This window comes from Saccharopolyspora tripterygii (genome assembly GCF_054778355.1).
The window spans coordinates 800,268-814,506 of record NZ_BAAGZP010000008.1 but is presented as its reverse complement, the minus strand read 5'-3'; the positions used below and the strand labels follow the sequence as shown (position 1 = coordinate 814,506).

The window sequence follows — 14,239 nt, the reverse complement described above, 5'->3', positions numbered from 1 at the left end:
TTGAGCTGAGCGACGTACGAGCTCTCCCCGAGGAACAGGCAGGACCTTCCAGACCACAAGCCCGCCGTGCTTTGCGGCGTAGTGTTCCGCAGTTGCTCGATCTCCGAACCGTACCTCCTGAGGTCGCCGAACGTGCACGATCTTGACCGCCATCAGGACCTCCTTTCTGACCGGACATTGGATCTCGCCCAGATACTCGCACACTAGTTCGATCGATCCGCAGCGAGCCCATGGCACGTAAGACGCGTGAGCTCACAACTCGGCACGAACGGTTGGCGTGCGGCTGATACCCGATCCCGATCATTGCTACCTACCCCTCAGGGGCCGGGGCAAGTGACCAGCACGAGCGGGGGATGGCCGAGGCAGGCAGGCCACCCCCACCCCGCTCAGATCACGACAGCCTCAGAGGCCGTTGCGACTCCTCTTGTTTCGGATGTGTGCCGGTCACGCAGAGAGGGCCATGTCCGGGGTGGCGCTGCTGTCGAACTCTCCCCGGGTGACGCCATCCAGGAAGGCGTCGACCTCGGCTTCGGTAAACAGAAGCTCTACATCAGCCATGGAGGGCTCCGACACAACGCTGCGGAAGGTATACATCCCGTCCGCGCGGCGCGTCATCGTCATGCAGAGGCCGGCGGTCACCCCGGAGCGCACGCCGGACAAGAAGGCGTCGAACTGCGCCTCGGTGAACACTAGACGCAGGTCGTTGGGTGCCCCAAAAGCCGTCTTGTCATCGCGGAGTTCGACCCACCCGTCCCGGCGGGCGACACGCACACACTCCTGGTTCGCGTGACTGGCACTCGCCTTGCGGAAGTCGCGTTCAGCGAAGGCTGGCGGCGTGCTGGTCATCAGCGGCTCTCTCCTCGAATGCTCACTTCCTGAAGTCCTGGAGGACCGACTTCAAGAACTTGCGGGTCTCCTCAAACCGTAGCGCGGCGTTGGAGACACGAGCCCAGGCCGCTTCATGCGCAGCGAGGGCCTTCTTGTCATCGAGATAGCGAATCTCCCCCTCGCCCTCGACATACACCAGCTCAAGCGGCCCAGCCGCACCAGGAGAGGGCACGTGGATCATCGTGAACGGGCTCTTGATCGGTGAGCGTTGCCCAGCCGGCGGACCGAAGGGCATGACCTGAAGCATGACGTTCGGCCGTTTCGACAGCTTGATCAAGTAATCGGTTTGCTCCCGCATGACCTCGGCGTCGCCACAGGTTCGCCGCAGGCAGGACTCGGAGAGCACGAATTGCACGCCCGGCGGTTCAGACTTGTCCAGGATGTCCTGTCGTGCCAGGCGGGCCGCGATCCGGTCTTCCAACGAGACATCATCGCTTCCTGGTTGTTCAGCATGCTGCGCACGAACGTAGGGCTCGCACTGCAGCAGCCCCGGAACGACCTCAACCTGAGCCGAACGGATCTGGTCGGCGTGCTTCTCCAAGTCCACGAGCAGCCGGAGATCCTCTGAGTACGCACGATTGTGGCCAGTGCTCCAAAAGCCACGCTTGTGGTTGTCGCGGCGCAGCTCCAGTAGGGACTCCTTGTAACCCTCGTCCTCGAAGCCCAGCTTGTCAGCGAGCATGACCAGATCACCGGGCGAGATGCTGCCACCACCGTTGATCAACAACGCGATACGAGACTGACTCGTCTCAATAAGCTTGGCTGCTTCGCCTTGCGAGATACCCGCACGCTCGACCATGTGCGCGATCTCCCGCCCAAGCAGCAGCTTCTTGGCGGTGCGAACCGTCGCCGGCATGGGCATGGACCTCCGAGTCGACCCTGATTACGAAGCACTTCGACCACAAAACTCGATCAGATACATGGTAAGGCGAGCCGTCACCCGAATGGAGCCCCGCCCACGGCTTGCTAACCAAGCTTTCATCTAGCATGCTTTGTTCTGCAAAGCTTACAAGTCGTCGGCTAGATCCAGAGGCTACAGGCTATTGAGGTGAGCATGTTCGCCAGTCCCGCACGGCCCTCGAACAAGCCCGTGAACACGGAAGACGTCCCGGCCAGGGATGCCATAGGGCGCCCGCGGCTGGTATCGAGTTACCGCCGAGGTGACCAGGTTGTCCTCGTGACCCCGCCGGGAGAAGCCGGCATCTTGTGTCCTGCTGCCGCTCGGACATTGGCCGACCGGCTGTACGCGTACGCAGATGCCATCGATTCCAGAACGCCCGGCCGTGTCCTCCGCTTTCCCCACCGTTGAGTCCAGCTCAAGCCGACCTCCTTCCAATTCGGCTTGAGCAGATGAGGACGGGCGGCGCTGCGTCGAGTCCCCAATCCCGCAGCGACTCCGCGCGCCGCCCGTTTCCTCCTCCGATGAGAGGTCTTTCGATGACTACGTCAGCTACACGGCGGTTTGGAACTTCAACCGAATCCGCCTCTACCGAACTCGATCTCGCTGCCGAGGCAACCTTCTTCAGCGAACTCCTTAAATGGCCTGTGAGCATCGACGTCACGCACAAGCGACTAGTCGTAAGAACCGGCGACGTACTCGACGCGCTCGTCCTCCCACGAACCCTCGCCGAGCCGGTGGCACTGGAGCTGTCGTCCAGCCTTATGACAGGGCCTGTGAGCAGAGATGAGAGCAGCGGCTGGTGGACCTTCATCACCGAGCCTTGCCAACGGCAGAGCGCGGAACTCCCCCACGAACTTCGTGTCAAGCGGGTGCACGCCATCCCGCCCCGCGGGCAACTCGTGATTCCACCAGTCACGGAGTCTGCATCGTGGTGGCAACAGCCCCAACCGGGCCGGCTCCTGCCGCCCTGGTCGGCAGTCGTCGCAATCGCCCGCAGGGTCATCGATAGGGGCAGTAACCCCTGATCCAAACACGTCTTCGGCGCGTCCCGAAGGCCTCGATGCCCAGTCGTCTACCGACGGCTGCTTAGCCGTCCTGTTCGATCCGCTGCCTCTTCGGCAGTCCCCGAACGGATCTGGCAGGACTCCGCCACGACGGCACCAGAGAGACCCCGAACTCGACCGGCGCCATCGTGGCACCCGGCCCGGCGGGCGGGCGGGTACCCCTTCGACCGCCTGCCCGCTGGGTTCCACGACTTTCCAAACTGGCTCACCACCAGATCGGAGTTGATCGACATTGTCCACGGCTGTGAGCCGTTTTTCAGCACGGCAGCCCGGTACTGATCGGGCGCCGTCGACCTCGCCGTCAGGGCACACGTGCATCAGCTGGGGAATCGTCCCGAACACTGGCGGCTGGGCCGAGTGCCGATGCGGCCACGTCTGGCCACCGGCCGTTCGGCGCCAGGGTGGCGATCAGCAATGAGCGTGCCCAGCACCAAACAGCCTGGATCCGCTCCTGCGACTAGCCACAAGCAGCGCTCCGTGGTTGGCGCTCCGATCATCTTCCTGGCCGACCCATGGCAGGACTGGAAACGCCATTACGCCCGGTTGCGCAACAATAAAGTGGTCAATCTCTGGGGTGGAGGGCGCCCGGTGGCCTTGGCCATGTGTGGGCTGCTCGGGCAGGCCGGAACCGATGTTCGCCACGCTGAGGACTGTGGCGGCTGTAAGCGTGCCCGCGACGCGGCGATATCCGCCACCGTTCAGAACTAGCGACTCTGTTCAACCGTGTTGCGTCTGGCCCCGTCGAACCCACCTACGACCGTGACGCATACTTGTCGCTCCTCACCGATTCTTCTGTAGGGACTGCAGAACTGGCATCGCTGCTACCTGTTCAGCACTCAGTTCCTTCCAATCGAGCCCGCTAGGCCGGCGCTGCGGCCCGCAGGCGATCACCTCGTCAGTCGTGACGATCAAGTCAACGCTGAAGTCGTGACGTGCCTCGGGAATGTCCTCGTCGATCACCTGGAGGGGATGCACGGTGGTGACGATCGTTGTGTCGGAACCGATCAGGCCAGCCTGCGAAAGCAGGGCGACTTCGATATCTGAGTACCCAGCACCTTTTCCGAGCCGGACACCATGCCGGTTGACTGCGACGCTTCCGCACACGATCAAGTCGACCGGCTGCAGCTCGTCCAAGCCGACATTGCGTGCGACTGACGGTGCGGTCCGGCTGGAAGCAGCTTCCTCGGCTGGGACTGCCAACTCTTCAAGATCGAGCAAGTAGAACGGCTGTGGCGGCGCGAGCTTGGGGGCTGCCATGTAGACCACCTTGCCCTCACGCAAGGCGCGAACGCGAGCGGGGAGCTGCGCTTTGTCCGGCACCGCCTTGACCACGTCGGCTGCCTTCCACGCAGGGAGTGCGGCGAGCTTATCAGCGGCACGTTCAGCACCGATGAAGTTCGGAATTCGCCCGTGCGCACTGCCCTCGCCAGCGACGACATCCTGCTGGTGCAGCAGGTTCCATACCTGCCGCCGGATGGCACCCTTGCGCACGTCCACCTCAGTCGTGATCATTGTGGACTCCTCGTCACGCTGTGGTCATCAGAGAGAACAGCCGATCATAGATATCTTGGACGACAGGCTCGCCGCGCCAACGGCGCAGCTTGCGCACAGTGTCGGAGACGATGTTCAACCCGCCGCCACCCCGGGTGGTCTCTAGGACGTCGATGGCATCGTGCAGGCTCGCCGCAGCCGCATCGAGGTCACGCTGGTGCAGGTGAGCGAGGCTGAGGTTGCCTAAGACGATCGCCCGGGACTTGCTCTGCTTGGTCATAGCTTGAGCTGCTGTTTCCAGGATGCGTTGGGCACGGCGGTGGTCGCCCAAAAACAGATAGCAGGATCCGGCCAATCGGTCGAACTGGGTCTCGGAGAAGAGATGCACCGCATCGTCGGTCGCTTTCACGATGCTGAGGCTGCTCTCCGCGGTGGTCAGTGCTGACTCGCACCGCCGTGTGTCGCCGAGCATGGCGTGGGCCTCGGCCGAGTGCAGCTGTGCCAGGCCGGTCAGGACATTGCTGGCCGAGCGCGTGACCTCGGCAGTCTGCTCGGTCAGCCGTAGCCCTTCGACGGGATCGCGCTCGCCGTAGAGCGCAAGATAGCTCGTGCGCAGCAGCGCATGCCCTTCGGCAGTCGGGCTGTCGATCTCGCGGGCCGCAGCGATCGCCTGCTCGAAGTAGTGCCGCGCGGTCCGGTGATCGCGACGCTGGGTGGCATCCCACACCAGCTGTCCCATCAACGTCGCAGCCGTGGTCTCAGCTGCGAAGAGGTCGCGCTGCAAGGCGCCGTCGCCGCCGTTGCGGGCAAGGAAGCCTATTTGACCGAGAGCCTGGCCGGTATCGGCCAGCAGGGATGTCGACGGCATCCGATCATACCGCTCGTCCAGGCCACGGACTTCCTGCCGCAAACTCTCCACGGTGACCAGATCAGTGCTGCTTGGGTTGCGGAGGGCATGCCCAACCCGTCCCCGGCTCGGATGCTCATTCGGGCCGGCTTCCGGAGCGAGGAGGTCAATCAACTCGGTGGGCGAAACGCCGAGCGCACGAGCGAGTCGGGGTTGCTTGCGCGGCGGAGGGGTGACCTCTCCGGACTCCCATCGATAGATCGTCGACCGATCGGTTCCCAAGCCAACAGCGGCGGCAAGCTCCTCCTGAGTCATCCCCATCGCGCGGCGCTGCCGCGCAAGACGTACCCGTTTGCCCGACATATACCCGCGCCCCCAATCGATCGGTGCAACCCCATGATCCTCGTCGGATTTTCGCAGTTCAAGAGCCATCTTGGCGGTACGCCAATCCACATCTAGAAAAGGTCCAGGCCGATGGCCGCGGAATCTCACCACGCAAGCACGCGATGCGGTGGCGTGCTTCGCGTGCGGGCTGGACGCTGCTGACTGCTTTGCCGAGGACGAACACCACCCATTGAAGCTCCTAGCCATCGGCGGAGACGCGGTACGCGGAGATGCTCCGGTCACCGGGTCGACGCCGATGTGCTCCATGCGGCGGGCGGAGTGCCCGTAGTTCCACACCGGACCGGTCGCGGTGCGGGTGGCCGTCCCGACCTAGCTCGCGAGCTTTCACGAGCGACCCGAGCGGTCGACGAACCCGGTCACCCCGTCGGCCGCCAGCCGATCCCACGCCGACCGCTGGGTGGTGGCGGTACCGAGCAACAGCGTCGGCACCGCGGCCGCAACGGCGCCAGGCAGGGTGTCGCGAAGCTGCGCGAGCTGGTCGGCGTTGATCGCCCCGAGGTCGTAGAGCTGGGCAAGTGGTCTCGGGCAGTGGGTACGGCTCACCCGCTTCTGATCAGCATTCAGCATTCGGTGATGTAACCGTCCAAGCCTCAAGCCAGGACGGGGCCAAGATCCGCGAATCGAAGATGAGGCTACGAACCATTTTGCCGCCCGATAGGGTCATGGCGTGATCGCCCTTGCCGAGTCCGTGAAATGGACCGAGGTCGTCAGCGCCGTGTCGGCAGCCGCTTCGGCGGCCCTCGCAATCGCGGCTGCGCTTGTGGCCTACTTCGCAGGCCGGGCGGCTTGGCGTAGCTACGGGGTGCAACGGAAACAGCTCCAACGCCTCGAAGAAGATCGACTAAACGACCTTGCGTCAAAATTTGGCGTATGGGTTGAATATGACGAATCCGACGCCAGTCACAAATTGTACTGCCACAATGGCGGAGCGCAGCCGGTATATGGCGTGTACATCACATACGATCTCAAAGATCCGTGCGACTACGATGAGGTTTGGTGCTCCAAACACCTTGTCCCTGAGCCCAGGACGGGCTTGTCAGGTGATTATTTTCTTGGTGACCTCGGCCCGACACAGGAACCGCGGCTGCTCAGCCACGTGACGGACGCGATACGCGAAGGAATCGAATATTGGGCGGACGTCGCGACTGAGAGGCGGAAATCCACTATATTTCCGGTCACAACCTGGGACGCGTATAAGGTGATTGAGATTACCGTGACGTTCACAGATGCCAAAGGTGTGTCATGGGAACGCAAGGGCGGTCATTTACGAATTGATTACGAGGTCCAATAAGTCAGCCTCGACGCGGAACCGCTCTTCGTCTTCCCGCAGATGCGCGCAAGCGTCGTGAGTTCGACGCTTGTCGAGCTGTGTTCCTGAGTAGCTGCATAGCAGCTCGGCGGGCTGGAGCTCCCGCGCTCGTGCAATCGACTGTATCCATCCAATCTCGCCAGCATAGGCGCAGGCCACAGGTCTTCACGCAGCAACCATGCATCATCCGTGCAGCGATTTTGCTCTGGTTCATCGTGCATACCACCGGTTGACTACCAGCTGAGCACCCACCGAGCGGACACCGACCGCTCGGCCAAGAGCGGTGCTCGGACCTGAATAAGGGGCTCGCTGCTTACGAGGAGACATTGTGACGCTCCCCCAGCGATTCGTGGGCGAATGCGCGCCGCGATCCCGTTGCGTAGACCGTCGGCTCGCACCGCGTGCCATCCCGCACCGCCCGGCCGGTGCAAGCGCGCCGCCCTCCGCGCATCGAGCGATCTGGAGGAACCGGTGCTGATGAGACGACTGCTGACGACCCGCCGTCGCTGGCTCGTACGTAGCGAGAACACACACGTGCACGACCGCATCCCTTGCCGGGATGGGCGTGGACAACGCGCGCAGATCACCGTCCACGAGCTGCCAAGCGGGAAGGTACGGGTCGAGTTTCCAGCGCATGGTCCCGTCGTCGTGCAACCGCTCGACGTTGGGCGTCTGCGTCGAGCGCTCCGGTCAGCCGCCGTGCCGCGTGAAGCGACCACGGGTTCCCCGCAAAGCAGCTTCAGCGCATAGGTCCTCCCGAGCTTCCACACCGCCGCCGGCTTCGCAGCCGCAGCACACAGGCCGCGGTGGGGGTGAAGCGCGCCCCGACCCTCACCTCCACCGCGCACCATCGATCAAGGAATCCGGAGTATGAGCGCCACCATCAACACTGCTTCCTCGCACTCACACCAGATCGAAACGTTTGCAGCTCCGGGAAAGCCCGGCATTGACCGTCATCCTCGCCATGCCGTCGTGATCGCCTCGGGCGGGCTCGATTCGACCGTGCTGGCCTATTGGCTCCATGCCCGCGGAACCCAGGTGAGCCTCGTGTCCTTCGACTACGGCCAGCGTCATCGAGTCGAACTGCGCTACGCGGCGGCAACTGCGTCGGCCCTGGCAACGCCTCACGAGGTGGTCGACCTCTCCGCGCTGGGGCGCGTGCTCCGCGGATCGGCGTTGACCGACTCTGGCGTAGGGGTCCCGGAGGGTCACTATACCGACGAGTCGATGCGGGCGACCGTGGTTCCCAACCGCAACGCCATCATGCTCGACATCGCGGTGGCACTGGCGGTGGTCACGCAGGCCGACGCGGTCGCGTTCGGTGCTCACGCCGGCGATCACCCGATCTACCCGGACTGCCGGAAGCGCTTTGTCAGGAGCTTCGCCCAAACGGCGAGCATCGCGAACGAAGGCTATCTCTCCAGCGACTTCCAGCTGGTCGCCCCGTTCCTGGCCAGCACCAAGGCCGACATCGTAAAGCTGGGCGCCACCCTCGGCGTTCCGTTCGAGCAGACGTGGTCTTGCTACCGCGGCGGCGCGCATCAGTGCGGCACGTGCGGAACCTGCACGGAGCGCCGAGAAGCGTTCCGTGACGTAGGCATGACCGACCCGACGACCTACGCCGAGGGGTGCACGTGATGACGATCGACAACCAGCCAAACCGTGCCGAAGGACCTGAGCGGGGCCGTCTTTCCCGTCCCGACGCGCGTGTGCTGGGGTGCGCGTCTGCCTCAGAGGATGGTGGGATCGTGCCCGCCACTCAGGCGAAGCCGACTTTAGCGCATTTGGCGACCGCAACACCAGCGGCCAATCCTGCGGCTCCGCAGTCGCACTCGTTGATGCCGCTGTTGAGCGAGAAGCATCTCCGTCGGGCGCTACGCCAATGCGGGCGGCGTTCGTCCAGCGCTGGGGCCGACGGGATGACCTGGGCTGGCCTTCGACGGCAGGCAGGAGAAGCACTTCCGGCTCTCGCCGCGCAACTCGCTGCAGGAACGTGGCGCCCTGGCCCGCTTCGAGAACTGACGATTCCCACCTACACCGGAAAATCCATGCCGACTGTGATCCCCCCGGTGGTGGATCGCCTCGTGCACCGAGCGGTGCGGAACGCGGTAGAGCCGGTGCTCGAAGCACGGGCCTTCGATGACTGGGTCTCGGGCTACCGGCCACGGCGGAACCGCAATACGGCACTGCGCCAAGCTGCGGAATTTCTCGCCGGCGGGTACCGATGCGTGACCGACATCGACGCCGCCAAGGTCTCCGAGGGAGTCGGTATAGATGAAGCGGTGGGATGGTTCGCCGAGTACGTCTACGACGGCACGTTCCTCCGCCTGCTCCACACCGTGCTCACCGGGTTGCCCAATCCCGTGGCGCCAGGGTCAGGGCTTGCACCGCTTCTGATCAACCTTCGTCTGTCGCAAGTAGATAGAAAACTCTCAGGGCTTCGGGTCGTGCGGTTCGCCGACAACTACTGCGCTTTCGTCGAAACGGTGGCGGACGCTGAAGGAGCCTTCCGGTGCATCAGCGACGCCATGGCCGCAGTACGCCTGGAACCCAACTCGACCAAGAGCCGCATTCGGCGCAAGTCCAATGCCGAAGATCTCTTCTTGATCGATGGATAGCGCCATGAGTCTCGATTGGATCGAAATCCCGGGCGGCACCTGCTTATTCGGAGACCAAGCACGCCCCGTCACGGTGCCCACGCTGCTGTGGACACGCACGCCGATCACTCAAGCGCAGCTAGGCGACGGCCCGCACCAGCAACGTCCGGCCACCGATATCGACCAGGCCACGTCTGCTCACATCGCGTGTCAGCTCGGAGGGAGACTACCCCGCTCAGTGGAGTGGGAATGGATGGCCTCCGGCGCCAAGCGGCGAGTGTGGCCATGGGGCAACGCGCCCTGGAGTCCGGATTTGGCCAACCTCCAGGCCTCAGGACATGAGGGCACAACCGACGTGACCGCCCATTCAGACGGTGCAACACCCGACGGGATGCTCGACGTGGCAGGAAACGTCTGGGAATGGACCGCCAGCTCCACCATGGGCGACGGATTCGTGATCCGCGGTGGCTCCTACGCCTCGCCAACCCTGTACACCCGGTGCACTTTCCTCAACTCCGCCCCGGCCGAACTCCGTTCTCCCGGCATCGGGTTCAGGGTGGTCCGCGAACCATGACCCCACCCGTACCTGCCGAACGCGGCTTGATCATCGCAGGCTGCTCACGGCGAAAGAAGCCGACAGCGGAACCCATACCTGCCCTGGATCTCTACGAGGGTGGCTGCATACCCGGACTTCGGGGTCGTCTCGGAGACGACACCCGATTCCGCCAGCGGATTCGGATCATCTCGGCGCTCTACGGCTTGCTCCACGCCGACTCGCCCGTCGTGACCTACGACCGCCGCCTGACCAACTTGGCCGACGCCGATGTCCTGCGCCAGCGCGTAGCTCCACATCTCGACGGTCAGTTGGCTGCCGTAACCCACGTGTTGGCAATCGTCGAACCCCTCTACCTCTTCGCCCTTAAGCCCGTGGTGCAGCACCTCGACGCGATCCGCCTGTACTGGATCGCTGCCCCGCGGGATTGGCATCGCGCCACAGCCGTCCTCGACACCTGGGGGTGGACATGACCTCCTCGCTCAACAACACCTTGCTCCACCGCGGAAACGACCACACGAGCCACACCCGAGAGTTCGAGCGGACCACCGGAGTCTCCTGGCATCACCCCGTTCCCGCCAATTGGGTCGGCGGTCGGCGCCTGTCGGTCGTCCTTCCCGCACGCAACGTTGCCTACTGTCTGCCGAAGGTTCTCGACGCGCTGCAGGCTCAGACGTATGGGCGCCGCTTCGAGGTGATCGTCGTCGACGACGCCTCGACCGACGCAACCGCGACGGTCATCGCCACGCATCCGGCCGTCACCACAGGGCTACGGCTTCCCACCTGCTGCGGCGCGGCCACCGCCCGCAACCTGGGCACCTACCTCGCCCAAGGAGAAACGGTGCTCTATGTCGATGCCGACATGCTCCTGCCGCCCGGGACGGTGGCTGACCTCGGGGCTCGGGCCACCGACCACGCCGTTCTCACCGGATTCCGCCACAACCTGCGGTACGGCGTTGTTCCGGACGCCGGCCCGGAGCTTGCCGCGGACCACCGGGTCACCTGGCAACCACCGGTGAACACCCCTTTGCTTTACAGCGGCGTCATCCTGCGAGAACCCATCGACGGCCGGCCGCTGGAGCACACCCTCGACTTTCGCGATTTGGGGCATGGGCGGATCTACTACGACTGGGATCTGCCTCGCATGGTCGTCACTGCGCTGCTGGCCGTGCCCCGCACCCCGGTCCTGGACGTCGGCGGATTCGACCCAGAGTTCGGGCGCATTGGCTGGGGCATGGAGGACACCCATCTTGGCGCCAGCCTCATCGCCGCCGGGCTCCTGGTGATCCCGCTGCGCCAAGCAGTCGGATTCCATCTCGATCCGCCCGACGCCGCCGAGCAATGGCAGCACAAACTCAGCACCTGGCACGCCACCCTGGCCCGCTATCGCGCCCTGCTTGCTGAGCCAGCCCGCTCCGGACGGAGCACCGCGTTCACCGCCTCGATGAACTCCCTGTTGCACTCCTGCGAGGTTTTGCGATGACAACCGTTCAGCACACCGCGGCCACCGCCACGACGCATCGAGTCTTCGCCACCGGTGCGTGCGGTCATACCCGCTACGTCCATGACCCGTTGACCGGGCTGACACACAGCACCGAGGACTTGATCGCCCTCGGGCGAGCCCGCTTGCCCGGGAGCTCGGTGGCGCGTTGGCCCACCATCCACCCCGGCGAGTTGGACCGTGACGTTCCAGTCAGCGTGTGCTGGTCCCCGCTGGTGCGCTGCAATCTCGCCTGCCCCCACTGCCTGGATGACAAGGCTGTCCCCGAACTCGCCCGAAAGGATCGGCAGCGGATCGCCACCGTGCTCGGCGAGTCCGGCATCTTGGCCGTGGACCTCTCCGGAGGAGAGCCGCTGCTGCTGCGCGACCTCGGCGACCTCGCGGCAACACTGACTAGCGCCGGATGCGCGGTGAGCGTGACCACCAACGGCTGGCATCTGCAGCGGCGTGCCGAAGTACTGGCCGGACAGGTCGACGCCGTGCGGGTCAGCCTGGACGGTCCCGAAGCAGATTTCCATGACCGCTGGCGCGGAGCGGGGAGCTTTCACCGCGCTGTCGCCGGCGTCCGAGCCACTGTCGCCCACGGCATCCCCACGCAGCTGCAAAGCGTCCTGATGGCCTCCACTCGCGGCACTGCACAGCGCATGGTCGATCTCGCTGCGGACCTAGGGGTCGAAGCGGTGACCTTCCTGCAGATGCTTCCGATCGGCGAGGGCACCGCGCTGGCCGGAGCCGAACAACTCACCGATGAGGAAGCCGCCGCCACCGTCGCCGACCTCGACATCCCCGAGGCCGTCACTGTCCGACTGCGGACCCGCGACGACGCAGGGGGCTTCACGGTCGTCCGAGCCGACGGGCGCGTGTGGCGCAACGACCCGACTGCCGACGGCATCACCACCCTGCGCACCTTCACCAACCCCTCCGACTTGGCCCTGACCGGGAGGGATGGTTCGGCATGAGTATGAGCAACCCCTCGGCCGCTCCAGAGCGCGTCTTCGAGCACCACCGACTGTGGCGGATGCACAACTCCATGATGCTGCAGGCGTGCGACCTGCTGGCCACCGCAGCTGGTCAACTCACCACCAGCGCCGGCATGGACAAGGTCAGCGCGGTAATCGGTATTGCACACGGCGGGACCACTCCTGCCCACCGCATCGCCGCGCGCCTGGACGTGCAGGCACACATCATCCGCGCCAGCCACAACACCACCGACGCGCCGTACAGCCCGGCAACCGGCACCGTGACCTGCGACCTCGGCTCCTGGCAACCCAGCCCGCCCACGCACCTCGCGGGAACCGTGCTGGTGGTCGACGACATCTGCGGCACCGGAGCCACTTTCGCCGCCGTCCTCGATGCCCTCCGACGCCGGGCCGAACCCGACACCCGGTTCCTCACCTGCGCCCTGTGCCGCAACCGCGGCGCCCCCACCCCGCCCGACCTCTACTGCTGGGACGTCGCCGACTGGGTCGCCTTCCCGTGGGAGGAGATACCCGCAGACCCCTCGACCACACCACTCCCACCTCCGAAGCAGGTGATCACGCGTGACTGAAGCACACGACCAACCTCCGCTGACCGTGGCGTTCCTGCTCGCGTCCTACACACCGAACGCAGCGGCAGGCATGGAACGCGCCACCGCGGCCTTGGCGCAGGGCCTGCGCCAGCTCGGCCACCGCGCGATCATCCTCACCGCCGCCGAGCAGCCGGAACTCGACCCGGACGTCATCCAGCTCAACACCCTCGCCGCCTCGTTCCCATGCGACGACGACGCATTGCGCTGGGCCATCCACCAGGCAGGTGACCGGCTGCACCGAGAGATCACCGCCACGTTCGATGCGCACGAGGTCGACGTCTCGGTGTACGTGGACGCTCTGTGGGGCCTGGGGCGGGTGGCCGTCCAGCATCGAGCGCGTTCGGTCCTTGCCACCCACGTCATCGGGCATGACGAGGACCTGGCCGTCGCGTTGGCCAGCGTCGAGCACGTCGTCGCCCCATCGAGCACGGTGCTCGACCAAGCCCGCGAGCGGGGCTACGACACCGATGGGTGGTGGGTGATCCCCAATGGCCTACTGCACGAGCATCCATGCCCGGACGAGGCGGCTCGGGAGACGCTGCGCAGGCAAGCCCCTATCCGCGTACTGGGGCGTCTCGGGCCGGAGAAGAACATCCCAGCTCTGGTTAACGAGGCACGATCGCTCGAACGTCCGGCCGAAGTTGTGGTCACCGATGCCGGGTTCGAGACCGCACCCGGCGCCCAAGGCGACGAGTGGTCCCGGTGTAAGCACGCCGCAGCGCACAGCCCCTGGGTGTACCTGCGATCAGGCGGTATCAGCTGGGCGCAGGTGCCCGACTGGCTTGCCGAGGCAGCCGTGGTAATCGTGCCCTCCCTGCGGGAATCCTTCGGCCTCGTCGCATTGGAGGCCATGTCGGTGGGCACGCCCGTGGTTTGCTTCGAAATCGACCACCTGCCCTCCCTCGTGGGCACTGGCCCCGAGGCCGGCGGCGTGGTCGTTCCGCGAGCACGTGGTGAACACGCCCTGTGGAAGGCTGCCGAGGACCTGCTGGGTGATCCGGTACGCTACCGGCACCTGTCCAGGGCTGCGTACTACCGGACGAGGGACTTCCAGCCCACCACAGTCGCCGAGTTGTTTGTAAAGGCGGTGCGGTGATGCCTGCTCAAGTCCCA

Annotated in this window: 14 protein-coding genes; 9 read left to right on the top strand and 5 right to left on the bottom strand. The window is 65.0% G+C overall.

The features are described 5' to 3' along the window. Positions 1-444: 444 nt before the first annotated feature. The 5 genes from ACYVF3_RS09425 to ACYVF3_RS09405 form a co-directional block, all read right to left on the bottom strand. The gene (locus ACYVF3_RS09425; RefSeq protein ID WP_461153782.1) at positions 445-846 is read right to left on the bottom strand and encodes a DUF397 domain-containing protein; all 402 of its coding nucleotides are present in this window, start codon (positions 844-846) and stop codon (positions 445-447) included. 22 nt (positions 847-868) lie between these two features. Beyond that, entirely contained in the window at positions 869-1,744 is an 876-nt protein-coding gene (locus ACYVF3_RS09420; protein ID WP_461153781.1) for a helix-turn-helix domain-containing protein, read from the bottom strand. A 1,889-nt stretch (positions 1,745-3,633) separates the two neighbouring features. Next, a complete protein-coding gene (locus ACYVF3_RS09415; protein ID WP_461153780.1) occupies positions 3,634-4,365 on the bottom strand; it encodes a 5-formyltetrahydrofolate cyclo-ligase in 732 nt (243 codons plus the stop codon). A 13-nt stretch (positions 4,366-4,378) separates the two neighbouring features. After that, positions 4,379-5,623, bottom strand: a complete 1,245-nt coding sequence (locus tag ACYVF3_RS09410) for a helix-turn-helix domain-containing protein (protein ID WP_461153779.1) — start codon at positions 5,621-5,623, stop codon at positions 4,379-4,381. A gap of 297 nt (positions 5,624-5,920) precedes the next feature. Continuing rightward, complete coding sequence (locus ACYVF3_RS09405) at positions 5,921-6,163, bottom strand: hypothetical protein (protein WP_461153778.1); 243 nt, start codon at positions 6,161-6,163, stop codon at positions 5,921-5,923. Between the two features lie 100 nt (positions 6,164-6,263). Between ACYVF3_RS09405 and ACYVF3_RS09400 the strand changes: the two genes are divergently transcribed. The 9 genes from ACYVF3_RS09400 (at position 6,264) to ACYVF3_RS09360 (ending at position 14,222) form a co-directional block, all read left to right on the top strand. Next, positions 6,264-6,887 carry a hypothetical protein gene (locus ACYVF3_RS09400; protein WP_461153777.1) on the top strand — a complete coding sequence of 208 codons (624 nt, stop codon included), beginning with the start codon at positions 6,264-6,266 and terminating at the stop codon, positions 6,885-6,887. A gap of 888 nt (positions 6,888-7,775) precedes the next feature. After that, positions 7,776-8,543: a 7-cyano-7-deazaguanine synthase QueC gene (gene queC / locus ACYVF3_RS09395; protein WP_461153776.1), complete on the top strand. Its 768-nt coding sequence runs from the start codon at positions 7,776-7,778 to the stop codon at positions 8,541-8,543. Next, positions 8,543-9,523, top strand: a complete 981-nt coding sequence (locus ACYVF3_RS09390; RefSeq protein ID WP_461153775.1) for a reverse transcriptase domain-containing protein — start codon at positions 8,543-8,545, stop codon at positions 9,521-9,523. Before queC ends, ACYVF3_RS09390 begins: the two co-directional genes overlap by 1 nt. 4 nt (positions 9,524-9,527) lie before the next feature. Further along, positions 9,528-10,076 (top strand): formylglycine-generating enzyme family protein, encoded by a 549-nt coding sequence (locus ACYVF3_RS09385; RefSeq protein WP_461153774.1) that lies wholly within the window; start codon positions 9,528-9,530, stop codon positions 10,074-10,076. Between the two features lie 26 nt (positions 10,077-10,102). After that, complete coding sequence (locus ACYVF3_RS09380; protein WP_461153773.1) at positions 10,103-10,528, top strand: hypothetical protein; 426 nt, start codon at positions 10,103-10,105, stop codon at positions 10,526-10,528. Further along, positions 10,525-11,538, top strand: coding sequence for a glycosyltransferase family 2 protein (locus ACYVF3_RS09375; protein WP_461153772.1), 1,014 nt, complete (start codon positions 10,525-10,527; stop codon positions 11,536-11,538). Before ACYVF3_RS09380 ends, ACYVF3_RS09375 begins: the two co-directional genes overlap by 4 nt. Then, on the top strand, positions 11,535-12,515 hold the full coding sequence (locus tag ACYVF3_RS09370) for a radical SAM protein (RefSeq protein ID WP_461153771.1): 981 nt from the start codon (positions 11,535-11,537) through the stop codon (positions 12,513-12,515). Before ACYVF3_RS09375 ends, ACYVF3_RS09370 begins: the two co-directional genes overlap by 4 nt. Beyond that, positions 12,512-13,105 (top strand): phosphoribosyltransferase, encoded by a 594-nt coding sequence (locus tag ACYVF3_RS09365; RefSeq protein WP_461153770.1) that lies wholly within the window; start codon positions 12,512-12,514, stop codon positions 13,103-13,105. The genes ACYVF3_RS09370 and ACYVF3_RS09365 overlap by 4 nt, the downstream gene beginning before the upstream one ends. After that, a complete protein-coding gene (locus ACYVF3_RS09360) occupies positions 13,098-14,222 on the top strand; it encodes a glycosyltransferase family 4 protein (RefSeq protein ID WP_461153769.1) in 1,125 nt (374 codons plus the stop codon). The genes ACYVF3_RS09365 and ACYVF3_RS09360 overlap by 8 nt, the downstream gene beginning before the upstream one ends. The last annotated feature ends 17 nt before the right edge of the window (positions 14,223-14,239 follow it).